This is a genomic window from Enterobacter cloacae complex sp. 372C4, assembly GCF_050030615.1.
In the GTDB taxonomy this organism is placed as follows: Bacteria; Pseudomonadota; Gammaproteobacteria; order Enterobacterales; family Enterobacteriaceae; genus Enterobacter; species Enterobacter intestinihominis.
The window spans coordinates 1,082,679-1,096,914 of record NZ_JBLGUQ010000001.1 but is presented as its reverse complement, the minus strand read 5'-3'; the positions used below and the strand labels follow the sequence as shown (position 1 = coordinate 1,096,914).

The 14,236-nt window shown below is 56.7% G+C and carries 10 protein-coding genes; 3 read left to right on the top strand and 7 right to left on the bottom strand.

The window, feature by feature from the left end:
• Positions 1 to 54: 54 nt before the first annotated feature.
• Positions 55 to 1,095, bottom strand: a complete 1,041-nt coding sequence (locus tag ACQG11_RS05230; protein WP_022649394.1) for an aldo/keto reductase — start codon at positions 1,093 to 1,095, stop codon at positions 55 to 57.
• Positions 1,096 to 1,177: 82 nt separating this feature from the next.
• Between ACQG11_RS05230 and yghX the strand changes: the two genes are divergently transcribed.
• Together yghX and ACQG11_RS05220 are read left to right on the top strand one after the other, a co-directional pair.
• Positions 1,178 to 2,065 carry a YghX family hydrolase gene (gene yghX, locus ACQG11_RS05225; RefSeq protein ID WP_023298595.1) on the top strand — a complete coding sequence of 296 codons (888 nt, stop codon included), beginning with the start codon at positions 1,178 to 1,180 and terminating at the stop codon, positions 2,063 to 2,065.
• A 113-nt stretch (positions 2,066 to 2,178) separates the two neighbouring features.
• Positions 2,179 to 3,726, top strand: a complete 1,548-nt coding sequence (locus ACQG11_RS05220) for a methyl-accepting chemotaxis protein (RefSeq protein WP_022649391.1) — start codon at positions 2,179 to 2,181, stop codon at positions 3,724 to 3,726.
• Positions 3,727 to 3,728: 2 nt separating this feature from the next.
• On the opposite strand, the gene fucR is transcribed toward ACQG11_RS05220, so the two are convergent.
• Complete coding sequence (gene fucR, locus ACQG11_RS05215) at positions 3,729 to 4,478, bottom strand: L-fucose operon activator (RefSeq protein ID WP_038416725.1); 750 nt, start codon at positions 4,476 to 4,478, stop codon at positions 3,729 to 3,731.
• Positions 4,479 to 4,554: 76 nt separating this feature from the next.
• Positions 4,555 to 5,421 carry a glutathione-dependent disulfide-bond oxidoreductase gene (gene yghU, locus ACQG11_RS05210; RefSeq protein ID WP_126291767.1) on the bottom strand — a complete coding sequence of 289 codons (867 nt, stop codon included), beginning with the start codon at positions 5,419 to 5,421 and terminating at the stop codon, positions 4,555 to 4,557.
• Positions 5,422 to 5,604: 183 nt separating this feature from the next.
• Here yghU and gss point away from each other — a divergent pair, with 183 nt between their 5' ends.
• Positions 5,605 to 7,467: a bifunctional glutathionylspermidine amidase/synthase gene (gene gss / locus ACQG11_RS05205; RefSeq protein WP_155026025.1), complete on the top strand. Its 1,863-nt coding sequence runs from the start codon at positions 5,605 to 5,607 to the stop codon at positions 7,465 to 7,467.
• 52 nt (positions 7,468 to 7,519) lie between these two features.
• On the opposite strand, the gene pgaD is transcribed toward gss, so the two are convergent.
• Genes pgaD through pgaA form a run of 4 tightly spaced genes read right to left on the bottom strand, consistent with a single transcriptional unit; the run spans position 7,520 to position 13,659 of the window.
• Positions 7,520 to 7,954 carry a poly-beta-1,6-N-acetyl-D-glucosamine biosynthesis protein PgaD gene (gene pgaD / locus ACQG11_RS05200; RefSeq protein ID WP_038416723.1) on the bottom strand — a complete coding sequence of 145 codons (435 nt, stop codon included), beginning with the start codon at positions 7,952 to 7,954 and terminating at the stop codon, positions 7,520 to 7,522.
• Positions 7,951 to 9,282, bottom strand: a complete 1,332-nt coding sequence (pgaC, locus tag ACQG11_RS05195; protein WP_022649386.1) for a poly-beta-1,6-N-acetyl-D-glucosamine synthase — start codon at positions 9,280 to 9,282, stop codon at positions 7,951 to 7,953. Before pgaC ends, pgaD begins: the two co-directional genes overlap by 4 nt.
• Positions 9,275 to 11,212 carry a poly-beta-1,6-N-acetyl-D-glucosamine N-deacetylase PgaB gene (gene pgaB / locus ACQG11_RS05190; RefSeq protein ID WP_426728225.1) on the bottom strand — a complete coding sequence of 646 codons (1,938 nt, stop codon included), beginning with the start codon at positions 11,210 to 11,212 and terminating at the stop codon, positions 9,275 to 9,277. Before pgaB ends, pgaC begins: the two co-directional genes overlap by 8 nt.
• Before the next feature lie 8 nt (positions 11,213 to 11,220).
• The gene (gene pgaA, locus ACQG11_RS05185; RefSeq protein ID WP_426728224.1) at positions 11,221 to 13,659 is read right to left on the bottom strand and encodes a poly-beta-1,6 N-acetyl-D-glucosamine export porin PgaA; all 2,439 of its coding nucleotides are present in this window, start codon (positions 13,657 to 13,659) and stop codon (positions 11,221 to 11,223) included.
• Between the last annotated feature and the right edge of the window lie 577 nt (positions 13,660 to 14,236).

Here is a 14,236-nt window from a genome sequence, read left to right as displayed (position 1 = left end):
CTCCCCTCTGGGGAGAGGGTTAGGGTGAGGGGCGAAAGCATCGGACCGCACTATTTATTTATCCGACGACGCCTGCCACAAATTCAGCTCACCATCCGCCACGTGCTGGTCAATCCGCGTCAGTTCATCTTCGGTAAAGCACAGGTTATTCAGCGCCTGAACGTTCTCTTCCAGTTGCTCCGGGCGGCTCGCGCCAATCAGCACTGACGTTACACGTGTATCTTTCAACAGCCAGCTTAGCGCCATCTGCGCCATCGTCTGCCCGCGCGCATGCGCCATCTCGTTCAGCAGACGAAGGCTGCTCAGGTTGGCTTCGGTCAGCATTTTCTCCGTCAGGCCGCGCACTTTTTTCCCTTCGCGCTGCATACGTGAACCGTCCGGAATACCGTTCAGGTATTTCCCGGTCAGCAGGCCCTGCGCCAGCGGGGTAAAGGCGATACAGCCCGTTCCGTTTTTCTCCAGCGCGTCCAGCAGACCAGTCTTGTCGACCCAGCGGTTAAGCAGGTTGTAAGACGGCTGGTGGATCAAAAGCGGGATCTTCCACTCGCGCAGCAATTCGGCCATCACCGTCGTGCGTTCCGTGGAGTAGGACGAAATGCCGACGTACAGCGCTTTTCCGCTCTGCACCGCGTGTGCCAACGCGGCGGCGGTCTCTTCCATCGGCGTGTTTTCGTCTACGCGGTGAGAATAGAAAATATCCACATACTCCACGCCCATGCGTTTCAGGCTCTGGTCGAGGCTGGCGAGCAGATACTTACGTGAACCACCCGAACCATACGGTCCTGGCCACATGTCGTAGCCCGCTTTGGTGGAGATGATCAGCTCGTCGCGATACCCGGCAAAATCTTCTCGCAGCAGGCGGCCAAAATTTTCTTCAGCGCTGCCTGGAGGGGGGCCGTAGTTGTTGGCAAGGTCAAAATGGGTAATGCCGAGATCGAAGGCCTTACGCAGCAGCGCGCGCTGGGAATCGAGCGCCTGAATGTGGCCAAAGCTGTGCCACAGACCCAGCGACAGCGCCGGTAAGCGCAGGCCGCTTTTGCCGCAGTATCGGTACTGCATGTTTTCGTATCGGCCGGTGTAAGGGTGCCAGGACATGATGTCTCCTTTCTTATCGGTGAATTTTCGAAACAGCGTTTTTATTCTAAGCTTATCAAATCATAAATCATGGAGATAAGCGATGACGCGCCTGACTGCCAAAGATTTTCCGCAAGAGCTGCTTGATTACTATGACTATTACGCCCACGGTAAAATCAGCAAACGCGAATTTCTGAATCTCGCGGCGCGCTATGCCGCAGGCGGCGTAACGGCGCTGATGCTGTTTAATATGCTTAAACCCAACTACGCCCTCGCGGAGCAGGTTAAATTCACCGATCCCGATATTCTTCCGGAATACATCACTTATCCCTCGCCCAATGGTCACGGCGAAGTGCGCGGTTACCTGGTGAAGCCGGCCAAAGCTACCGCGAAAATGCCCGCGGTAGTGGTCGTGCATGAGAACCGGGGGCTTAATCCGTATATTGAAGACGTGGCACGACGCGTGGCGAAAGCGGGATATATCGCGCTGGCTCCCGACGGCCTGAGCTCGGTGGGGGGATACCCCGGCAACGACGACGAAGGAAAGGTTTTGCAGCAGAAGGTCGACCCGACAAGGCTGATGAACGACTTTTTTGCCGCCATAGAGTTTATGAAAAATCATCCGGAAGCCACCGGTAAGGTGGGGATTACCGGTTTTTGCTACGGCGGCGGCGTATCGAATGCCGCCGCCGTAGCGTATCCGGAACTCGACTGCGCGGTGCCCTTCTATGGTCGTCAGCCGCGGGTGGAGGATGTGCCAAAAATTAGCGCGCCGCTCCTGCTTCATTATGCCGAGCTGGACAAAAATATTAACGAGGGCTGGCCTGCCTATGAAGCCGCGCTGAAATCAAATAATAAGGTTTATGAAGCGTATATCTACCCTGGCGTAAACCATGGATTTCACAACGATTCTACCCCACGCTATGACCAGCCCGCAGCCGAGCTGGCCTGGTCGAGAACGTTAAGCTGGTTTAAAAAATATCTGGAATGATAAGCCCTGCTTAAATAAATCATCACAAAGGGTTATCTTTTCCCCTGTCCCTGCCGATAACGAGGGTAGTACTCGCCTCTGGGCGAATTCACCCTCACGGCAAGGAATACTCAATGAAGATGCTTCGTAATTTCACCATCCGTTTCGTCATGCTGACGGTACTGGGGATCTTTTGTGTCATGTGGGCAGGCGTGGGGCTTTATAGCACCTGGTCTCTGTCTCGTGTTTCTGATGGTAATGACGTTGACCGCCAGCTGGTCAGGCAAATGACGGTGCTGAGCCAGGGCAACGATCAGTATTTCCGTTTCGTCACCCGCCTGAGCCGGGCGATGGAAGCTAAAGCAGCGGGCGGCACGCCGGACCTGGCTCCTGCTCAGCAGGCGCTGGATAACATGAGTAAAAAGCTGGCAGAGATGAAGGCTATCTCCCCGGGCCCGATGGATGAAAAGGTCTCTGCGCAGGTGATTTCCACCTGGCAGGCGCTGCTCGATCGGGGCGTTACGCCTCAGATGGTGCAGGCAAAGCAGGCGACGCTCGAAGGCTATCGTCAGCATGCCAACAACGTTACGCCGCCGCTAAGCCGCGCGTTTGGCGCCGCGGTTGAGAACTTTAACAATTCTGCGGTGAAGGCGCTCGACAGTACGCGCGTTGTGGTCGACAGCCTGACCAGCATGACCCGGACGGTGATTATCACCGCCACGATCGTGGGTCTGCTGATCCTGCTGTTCACCGACCGCTACCTGGTGGCGCTGCTGGTAAAACCGCTGGAGCGTATCCGTCAGCAGTTCCGCCAGATTGCGCAGGGCGATCTCAGCCAGCCGATTGAGCCCATTGGCCGCAACTGCGTGGGGCAACTGGTTCCGCTGCTGAGCGCCATGCAGGACAGCCTGCGGGAGGCGGTCAGCACGATTCGTTCCGGCAGCGAGAATATCTGGCGCGGGGCAACGGAGATCTCCAGCGGGAATAACGATCTCTCTTCGCGTACCGAAGAGCAGGCCGCTGCGCTGGAAGAGACCGCGGCCAGCATGGAGCAGCTTACCGCAACGGTGAAGCTGAACGCCGAAAGCGCGCGCCAGGCCAGCCAGCTTGCGGATGTCGCCTCCAGTACGGCCAGCCGCGGCGGGTCGCTGGTAGACGATGTGGTCACGACCATGAGCGGCATTTCGGACAGCTCGAAGAAAATTGCTGAAATCACTACCGTTATCAACAGCATCGCCTTCCAGACCAATATTCTGGCGCTGAACGCCGCGGTGGAAGCGGCTCGGGCCGGGGAGCAGGGGCGCGGTTTTGCGGTCGTGGCGGGTGAGGTGCGTAATCTGGCCAGCCGCAGCGCGAATGCGGCAAAAGAGATCGAAGGGCTGATTGCGGATTCCGTTGCCCGCGTGGAGCAGGGGGCGCAGCTGGTGAACGATACCGGCACGACGATGGAAGCTATCCTGCGCGACGTGACGGAGGTGACCGTCATTATGAAGCAGATCGCCACCGCGTCAGAGGAGCAGAGCAAAGGTATTTCTCAGGTCGGCGTAGCCATCACGCAGATGGACGGCGTGACCCAGCAGAATGCCTCGCTGGTGGAGCAGGTTTCCGCCGCCGCGGCCGCACTGGAACGGCAGACCGAAGAACTCCAGCGCTCAGTGCAGAAGTTCCGTCTCTCCGCGTAACATCATCGCGTCAGGCCGTCTCTGGCGGCCTGACATTTATCGCTCTGAATAATCTGTGTCACCTGCGACAGCTGACCGATTTTCACTTCGCTTGCCCGCATAAATTTACTTTTGTCGATCAGCAGCAGCGACTGGCTGGCCCGGTTTAACAGCAGCGCCTTAAAGCCCGCGTTGTGCTCGGACGGATCCCAAAGGATGCCATGCTCATCAACCCCTTCACACGAGAAGATAAACAGATCGATCTCCAGTCCTTTAAGCTGCGTCACCAGCGCCGGATTAACATAGCAGCGATACTTACGCTCAAGCGTTCCGCCGGAGCAGATAAGCGTGATCCGCTCGCGCTTTGCCATCTCGTGGCAGACAGGCAGGCTATTGGTAAACACGGTGAGTTCGATATCCGGAAGCTGGCGCGCCAGATGAAAGCAGGTCGAGCTGGCGTCGAGGGCGATGGTCATCCCTTCGCTGATCCAGCCCAGCGCGTGTCGGGCAATATCGGCTTTGTCGGCATAATGGCTTTTCAGGCGTGCGCCAAAGGGTTCACCGCTGTCGCGGCTGTCCGGGTGAATCAGACGCGCACGCCCGTGCTGGCGCAGAAGTTTCCCCTGCTGCTGTAACGACTTCAGATCCCGGCGGATCGTCTCTTTGCTGACGGAGAGCTTTTCAGCCAGGGCATCGGTGGTCAGCCAGTCACTTTTACTCAGCAGGGTGATGATGCTCTGCTGTCGGGTCGCTTTTAGCGTCTGGTCTGACATTCGAGGATCCTTGCTCACGCGTGCTGACTCATTTTTCTCATCGCAGAAGAGGGGCGGCGAACCGCCCGGTCATGGGTCAATCCTGACGTTTATCTTCCGTCTGGGTATCGAAGTCGCTCGCTGAATGGCGCTCATGCAGCTGCTCGTTCAGCTCGCCGTTGGTGCGGTTAACAATGCGCCCGCGTTTAACGGCCGGGCGATTCGCCACATCTTTTGCCCAGCGCTGCACGTTGGTGTACTTCCCGGCGTCGAGGAATTCGGCGGCGTTGTAGACGCTGCCCAGCGCCACGCAGCCAAACCATGGCCAGACTGCCATATCCGCAATGGTATATTCCTCACCCGCTACATAACGACCGCGCCCCAGCTGCTTGTCCAGCACGTCGAACAGGCGTTTAGCTTCCATGGTGAAGCGATCGATAGCGTACTCAATCTTCACCGGCGCGTAGTTATAGAAGTGGCCAAAACCGCCGCCGAGGAACGGGGCCGCGCCCTGTAACCAGAACAGCCAGTTCAGGGTTTCCGTTCGTCCTGCCGGATCTTTTGGCAGGAAGTGACCAAATTTCTCGGCCAGATAGAGCAGGATATTGCCGGATTCAAAGACGCGCGTCGGCGGGGTGGTGGAGTGGTCACGCAGTGCCGGGATCTTCGAGTTCGGGTTCACGTCGACAAAACCGCTGGAGAACTGATCGCCCTCACCGATGCGGATTAACCATGCGTCGTATTCCGCGCCCGTCACGCCCAGCGCCAGCAGCTCTTCCAGCATGATGGTAACTTTCTGTCCATTCGGCGTACCGAGAGAGTACAGCTGGAGCGGGTGCTCGCCCACGGGCAGCTCTTTCTCGTGCGTAGCGCCCGAGACGGGACGGTTGATATTGGCGAACGCGCCGCCGTTATTCTGTTTCCATTCCCACACTTTCGGTGGCTGATAGGTGTTATTTGACATGTTGGCCTGCCTTTTTGGTGTTGTGTTGAGGCAGTGTAGCAGGAGATAAGGGAACCGTTTAACGATGCGAGCGTAATGGGCAGGGCGAGTGTATGATAACGCCACCTCTGTCAGTTAATTACAACGTGCAGACGACGACAACCCCACAAAAAAATTGCCGCCTGCCTGTTTTAGGTTGGACACATGCGTAAAGGAACGTTAAGCAGTGACGCACCCTTCGGGACGTTATTAGGTTATGCGCCGGGTGGCGTGGCGATTTACTCTTCAAATTACGGCAGTCTCGATCCGCGGCACTACCCGGAAGACGCGGAATTCCGCAGCTATATCGGCAACGAATACATGGGCCATAAATGGCAGTGCGTTGAGTTTGCGCGCCGTTTCCTGTTTCTCAACCACGGGTTTGTCTTTACCGACGTCGGGATGGCGTGGGAGATCTTCTCCCTGCGTTTTTTACGCCAGGTGGTGAATGACAACATCCTGCCGCTACAGGCCTTTGCTAATGGCTCAAAACGCGCGCCGCAGGCCGGTGCGCTGCTCATCTGGCAAAAGGGCGGTGAGTTTCAAGAGACCGGCCACGTCGCCGTCATCACCCAGTTGCTGGACGACAGAGTGCGCATTGCCGAGCAGAACGTTATTCACTCTCCGCTGCCGATGGGGCAGCAGTGGACGCGCGAGCTGCGTCTGAGCGTTGAGAACGGTTGCTATACGCTTCATGATACGTTCAGCGATACCGAGATCCTCGGCTGGATGATCCAGACGGAGGAGACGGAACACAGTATTCCTCAGCCGGAGATCGACGGTGAGCTGCTGAAAATCAGCGGCGCGCGGTTGAAGAACAACCGTCAGTTCGACGGAAAATGGCTCAATGAAAACGACGCCCTGCAACAGGCGTACATTCGCGCGAACGGCCACGTTATTAACAACGATCCCTGCCAGTACTTCACCATTACCGAAAGTGCCGAGCAGGAGCTGATCAAAGCCACCAACGAACTGCACCTGATGTACCTTCATGCCACCGACAAGGTGCTGAAAGACGACAGCTTACTCGCGCTTTTCGACATCCCGAAAATTCTCTGGCCGCGTCTGCGCCTCTCGTGGCAGTGGCGTCGTCACCATATGATCACCGGTCGTATGGATTTCTGCATGGATGAGCGCGGCATTAAGGTTTACGAGTACAACGCGGATTCCGCCTCCTGCCATACCGAGGGCGGGCTGATTCTTGAAGAGTGGGTGAAAAACGGCTATCGCGGCACCGGCCACAATCCGGCGGAAGGCTTGCTGGAGGAGCTGACCGGCGCCTGGAAGCACAGCCACGCGCGGCCGTTCGTCCATATCATGCAGGACAACGATATCGAAGAGGATTACCACGCGCTCTTTATTCAGCGCTCGCTGATCCAGGCCGGGTTTGAAACCAAAATCCTGCATGGACTGGGCGCGCTGAGCTGGGATGCCGCCGGGCAACTGATTGATGATGAAGGCCGTCACGTCAACTGCGTATGGAAAACCTGGGCGTGGGAAACGGCGATCGAGCAGATCCGCGAGGTGAGCGAAACCGAGTACGCCGCCGTGCCCATCCGTACCGGTCACCCGAAGGGTGAAGTGCGCCTGATTGACGTCCTGCTGCGCCCGGAAGTGCTGGTCTTTGAACCGCTGTGGACGGTGATCCCAGGTAACAAGGCGATCCTGCCGGTGCTATGGCAGCTGTTCCCGAACCACCGTTACCTGCTGGATACCGATTTTGAGGTGAATGCGCTGCTGAAACGGACAGGCTATGCCGTTAAACCGATAGCCGGACGCTGCGGGAGCAATATCGATCTGATCGGCGCCCAGGATCAACTGCTGGACCAGTCCAGCGGCAAGTTTGTTGACCGCAAAAATATCTACCAGCAGCTATGGTGCCTGCCAAAGGTTGACGGCAGATACATACAGGTCTGCACCTTTACCGTGGGCGGAAACTATGGCGGAACCTGTCTGCGTGGGGATGACTCGCTGGTGGTGAAGAAAGAGAGCGATATTGAACCGCTGATTGTGGTGAAGGATAAATAACGTCTCCCTGTTATAAAAAAGCCCCCGCAGGGTATGCTGCGGGGGCTTTTTATTACTCTTCTTCCTCGACCTGCTGCTCGCTGATCTTCAGATCAATGATCCGGCCGATCTGGTCATGATAGACCGTCAGCAGGTTGTACTGGCTCATCTCGGACATAATTTGCGGCGTGACGTTAAAACTTTGGGCAAGCTCGTCATGGCGCAACATTTGCGGATGACGCCGCCTCACATGCGCGCGGCGGCGATTGTACTGATACCACAGGATCAGCAGCCAGCCGTTGAGCGCGGCAATCAGCAGATAGACCAGTACTGTATTAAAAGAGGCGATAATCACGCTCCAGCGGTGATCGCTCTCCTCGGTTAACTGCATCCACAGCCTGGCATACAGGAAAAACAGGAATCCTCCCCAGGCTATCAGCGTTAATGCGGCATCGAAAAGACGCGGTGCCAGCCGATGTTCAGTCAAAATTAACGTATTCTCGTTCATTGAATGCTCCCTTTTCCCCGGTCCGGACTGATCCAGCGCGCGCGGGCGCGTTTACGTTTAAGCATGACTTTCGGAAATGCCACGAGGGTGGTAAACAGGCCAATCATCCAGTACACCATCGGGAACCAAATCACCCAGAACAGCGAGCCTGCCACTTTCCGCTCGTAGCGCCGCTCGATATACAAACTGACGAGGAATTGCAGCAGGCACATCACCCCCAGCAGCAGCCCGGTAAACGCCGGGGGAAACAGACTCGCAACGGCCAGGTTCGCGGGAAGAGGGATAATATGGCTAAGAATGAACAACACCACGGTCGCTCCATAGGCAAACGCCCACAGCGTTGATAGCGCGTACTCGAGAAACAGGGGCCACATCCGATGATGTTCCCAGCGGGCCATTTTGCGCAGGTTAACCAGAAACACCTCTGCACCGCCCTGAGCCCAGCGCAGACGCTGTTTCCACAGCCCCTTGAGCGTCTCCGGCATCAGGATCCAGCACAGCGCCCGCGGCTCGAAAAAGATATCCCAGTGGCGCAGCTGAAGCTTCCAGCTTATGTCAATGTCCTCTGTGATCATATCCGGGCTCCAGTACCCGACATCCGCCAGCGCCTGTCGGCGAAAGGCGGCGATGACGCCGGAGACCGTAAAGACCCGGCCATAGATCCGCTGCGTTCGCTTGATAAGACCAATAATGGAAGAAAACTCGCCCACCTGAATACGACCAATCAGCGTTGAGCGCGTGCGAATACGCGGATTTCCGGTGACGGCCCCAACGTGGGGATACTGAATCAGCGGTGCCACCAGATACGCGGCCGTATCGCGATCGAGCAGGGCGTCGCCGTCAATGCAGACCAGCAGATCGCCCCGGGCCGCCGCCGCACCAGCCTTGAGCGCCACGGCTTTCCCCTGATTCTCCGCGAGATTAATCACCCGCAGGCGCGGCTGCTCCTGCGCCAGTTGATGCAGCACCTGCGCGGTATTGTCCGAAGAGCCGTCGTTGATGGCGATAACCTCAACATTCCAGTACCGCTGACCCAGCGCGGCGCTAATGGTCTCCCGTGCGTTGCGTTCCTCATTAAAGCAGGGAATAAGAATCGAGATTAACGGTTCACCGGCTAAGGCGGGCGCGGGTGTTGCGTTATCCCACGACCAGTGCCGTTCAAGCTGAAACCAGAAATAGAGGCCGCCGGTTACCCAGAGCACGGACATAAACAGCGGCCAGAAAAAGACAAAGTCCAGAATCAGTTCGCCGGTAAATAGCGCGGCTACGCCTAACGGCAACCCGAATACCAGACACAAAATAGAGAAGGCGATAATGCGATCAGTCATTGTCAGGATACCAGTACGAAGAAAATTCAGGCCTGATACGCGAAATATCAGGTTGGTTGTTGAGGAAGTCGTCGGGGTAATAACCGTAATTTTTGATGCCGTTCAGCTGGAGCACCTGCATCCACTCCACCAGACGTTCATCGGCTACGGCACGCTGCGGTTTCTGCGCCCAGTCCCTGGCCTGTAGCTCAAAAATCGTTTTATTCAGCGCGCCGGGGCGTGCGGCGACGGCGTTGACTAAACGCGTCAGCCAGGCATTGCTCTCTTCTGCCGGGACGGACTCCATCAGTGGCATTGCCATCGGCACCGTCCAGTCGTAGGCCGACAGAAAATCATCCAGATTTTGCGCAAACCACGCTTCGCTTTCGGGCTGCAGAATGGGGAGGGCGAACATATTGCGCGCGGTCTTGATCTGCGGGCCACGGATGTCCTTCACCGTCTGGCTAAGGGCCCGGGTAAACCCGATAAGCTGCTGGCTTTTCTGCCGGGTCGTCTCCTGTCCGGCATCATCAACGTCCGTCAGCACCGCGTCGTCATGGAACAAGATCCCGTTGAAGCTGGCATAGCGGGCCAGATCTTCATAGATCTCCGTCACCTGTTGGCGAACCTGTGGACTCCAGGGGGAGAGCCGGATATAGGGCTCGGCGGCCACGGTCAACTCTCCCGTTTGGCGATCCCGGCGCTGCACGCGCGGCAGGGCTGGACTGAGATCGAAAGAGAGGACCGGCATCCACGCAAAGACTTTCACTCCCGCGCGGGTTTGTAGCTGCCAGGCGACAAAATTAAAAAGATCGGCCCGGACCGGAAGACGACGGTTGGGGAAATAGAGCGCGCCGATCCTGCCGTCGCCCCGCGGATCCGAAAACGCCTGGAGAAACACATGGCTGATTTTCATGTCGTAGACCCGCTGGACGAGTTTGTTGATGTTTTTCGTCTGCTGGGCCGGATCGGGATCGTAGACATAATCGAGATCAACATGCATGACGCGCACCGGGTCAAACTCCTGAACGCGGCTAACCGTGTTGGCAAAGGTTTTTATCGACGGATTTCCGGCAATCAGCAGGCGCGGGATGTTGCCGAGGTCGCGCACGTTTGCCAGCCCGTCCTCCAGGGTAAAGGCCAGCTGATAGCCCTGTTTCTGGGCGATAGCGAGCGATGTACCGTTGGCAGCCCCATAGGGCCACACCCAGGCACGCGGCGCTTTTCCCGTCACCTGGGTGATTTTTTCGGTGACTTTCCGTACGTCTGCGGCGATCCGCTGGTTGAAGTGTTCATCGGTTTCGTAATGCCCCGTCGCGTTATCGAAAAAACGGTTGGCGATAGCGGGTTCACGGCTTCCCTGCGGGTTGGCCGGGATGCCGTAATGCGAGGCCCAGGTATGCGAGCCGATTTCAACCAGCGGGGAGCGGCTGAGCTCGCGCACCATGTCCCATGTCGCGAACCGATCGCGGGGCGTCATCAGACCGCCGAAGTTAACTTTTTGATTTGCCGGCGTATCCACCCAACTGCCCACCGGCGCCCACAGCGCAGGAACGTTCCAGGCCTGAAGCAGGGGCCAGACGCGGGTGTAAAAGCTGCTGTAGCCGTCGTCGAAGCTGAGCAAAACGGCTTTCGGCGGCAGCGTTTTTTTTCCTTCATGCGCATCCACAATGTCCTGCACGCTGATGGCGTGATAGCCGTTGTGCAAAAGCCAGCTTATCTGCTCGTTTAACGCGCTGGTGCGAACGGAGAGGTAGCGCTGATCGGCAGCATCATCTTCGACGTCGTGGTAGGCCAGGACCAGAAACTGATTCTCCGGCCAGGGTTTGCTGGCCTCCAGCTGCGGCCTCTCTTCAGGAGCCATAAAGGAGAGCGGCTGCGCGCAGAGGCTCGCGCTGAGGCAGAGCCAGCCGATGACGATCAGGCTTACAGAAAAACGTGTATTCAGCATATTCATCCTTAAAAGCGTAAAGTCGCATCTAACGTGACGGAGAGATTGCTCTCGCGTTTGCCGTCGTAAGGGCGTTTATCCCAGTTCAGCATCACGCCAGTATCGACAACGTTGTTCCACTGAATGCGTTGCCCGTAACCCAGCAGGGTAATGGCGCCAGGCGACTGATTTTTCTGCCAGTAGCTGCCGCCGCCTGCCACGAACTGCTGGCTCCAGAGGGTGTCGTAGTGGCGGTACATCTCATGGTCAACGGACAGGGCTGCCGTCACGGAAAGATCCCGTGCCGGGTTGTAATAGAGCGTATTCCGCAGGCTGTTTTTACTGGCGGCGATCCCCGGTTCGAGATCCAGCGTCAGGGTCGGGGTCTGCCAGAGACGCTCTTTCCCAGAGAGGGTGTATTCCTGACGGCGGTTGTGGTCTGAGAAGCGGCTGACGGCGGCGTTGAACTGGTATTCACGTCGCTCGTTTTGATACCAGCGCACCCCACCTTCACCCCGGTTGGCGCTGATCCCATTGCGTAATGCCCGTAAGGGTGTCGCGCGTGATAAGCGCTCGAGGCTACCGCTGACCTGCCAGTTATCACTCAGGCTGTAGGTTGTTGAGAGCCGTGCGCCCGGCCTGTTTGTGCCGTGATAGCGGTTGCTGGAGAGCTCGGCTTCGAGCGTGAGGTCACGTGGGCGCCACTCAACGCCGCCCAACAGGTGGCGGCTGATGCCTTTACCTTCGTCGAAATTCCCCTGTGCATAGCGGGCGCCAGCAAATAGCCGCCAGTTATCCGCCACGGGTGGGCCATAGAGCGTGGCGTCCCAGCTCATGTCGTGGCTACCGCTGACGGGGTTATCTGAGTGCAATCCTTTACCCGCGTTCAGACGCAGCTCTGACATATGGTGGACCGCTCTGAGCCTGTCCAGGCGACGGGCGCTGCGATCGGCGGGGGCGCGAGCAATTACGTCATCAGCCAGTAAATCCATCTGGCGCCACTCCTGAAGGTCCATTGCGACGTAAGCCTGCTGTTTTTCAAGCTCCAGATTCGTGGGTTCGAGCGCCTCTGCTCGTTTAAGCTTTTGCTCGGCCGCGCGCGGCAGGCCCCTGGCCTGAAGCAGGGCGGCATAATCAATCTGTAATCCCTGATTTCCCGGCGCCGTTGATGCCAGACGATACGACAGCTTTTCGGCCTCCGGCAGGGCGTTGGTCGCCAGCAAATAGTTAAGTTTGAGTGACTGTCCGGTGAGCCACCGATCGTTCGGCTGAGCGGTCGGGGACCCGAAATCGTAGCGGGTCCAGGGAACGCTGCGGGTCTCGCGCTCAACGTAGCGGCGGGCGGTCTGATACTGCCCCGTATCCAGCCAGGCGTAGAAAAGCGCATGTTCCTCGTCCTGCGGATCGGAGGCGTAGTGTGGATAGCGTTGCACAAGCGAGAAGGCGGCGACGGCATTTTTCTCCTGCAAATATGCAGAGATCACCCAGCCGATGGCCCAGTCCGGCACCGGATGCTGGGCGGTCGTCAGCGCCTCGTATTCGCTAATGACCTGCCGGTAATCACCCTTCGCATACAGCGCGCCAAGCCGATCGATACGGGCAAGGATGACGTCTTCAGCCGCCTGCGGTTCGTTTTGCCAGCGGGAAAGCAGGGCGTGATAGCGATCTAATGCGTTTTGTGCCAGCCGCAGCCGCTCTTTCTCCGTTCTGCCAGGCACATCCGCCAGGCGTACCTTTTCAGCCGCGGCTTTACGCTCAAGGCGGCGACGCTCCGCGGGGGACATCGCTGCGCTTTGCGACAGCCAGAGTGCGGGTGTGCTTACCCGGTTATCCGTTAACGCATCGATCGTCTCGCGAAGAAGGGCGTTATTCCCTGGTGCGGCGTTTAGCGCGCGCATGTCCGCCAGCAGCCGGTCCCCGTTTTTTCCCTGGCGCATCCAGACATAGGAGAGCGTCTCAAGGTGCGCGGGAGAAGGATTGTCCTTAACCAGCTGCCGGGCTTTCGAAAGCGCGAGGCGATCTCTGCGGGCATCGGCCAGGGTCTTAACATAGCCGATGCGGTAATCGTCGTTATCCGGCGCAAGGCTGAGCGCCTCTTTCCACAGCGATAAGGCGGATGGCCAGGCTTTTTGGTTTCTTCTGGACTGGGCGACAGCAGCGATGGCGCGAGCGGGCAGCGGCATATAAATACCATAACGCTGCCAGACTCGAATAACCTCATCATCGCGTCCTGCCCAGGAGGCTACCTGTAACCAGTCCGCAACCTGTCCAGTTGTTAAAGCATGCTGTTGCTCATAGCGCTGTAGGTAATCAAGAAACAGAGCGTAATTACCGTTACGTGCCTGTTGTATCTGATGCTCATAAACGGATTCATCAGCCTGAACCAGAACAGGAAAGAGTAAAAGCAGGAACAATAATATTGTGGTGCGATAAAAGAATAACGTAGTGAAGCTAAGCGATCTTTCCATATCTATTTGCCATTTGTTTATCGTGAATCCATTGCATAACACGGCCGCCTTTTAACTCTGCGTTAAAGGGCATAAAGGAGAACATTAAAACTGAATGATGCTACGTTATGGGGTACTTACTTAAAGGTAATTATGCGCCCTCATCTCAGTGGTCTGATTGGGCTTAATGTACACCCGATGTGTTGGGGGATAAATAAGTTGAAAAGCGGCTGGGAGGTTTTGAGATAATTCTGGAAGAAGTAAGTTTTTTAGATAATTCAGTGCAGGATTGTTCTTTTTAACTGATTGATATTAAATGCTTTTTCTTTTGCTGTTTGCAGTTTTTTTATATTTGAAATGAAGTTCTGCTGAGTTAATTAAAGTACTTTCCGGTGCATGTTTGGGAAGTTTCATGACAAAAATTCTTAATGTTCAGAGAAGTGACTTTTCTGAAATTCTTTTTTATTTATAATTAACGACAGGCATTGAGTGATAGTCTACAAAAAGTCTAGCTCACCAATGTCATATTGAGGGATGATCAAAGCCAGAAAACATTTGCCGTTAATGTAAAGCGCTATAAACGAAAGCGTCCTTGTTT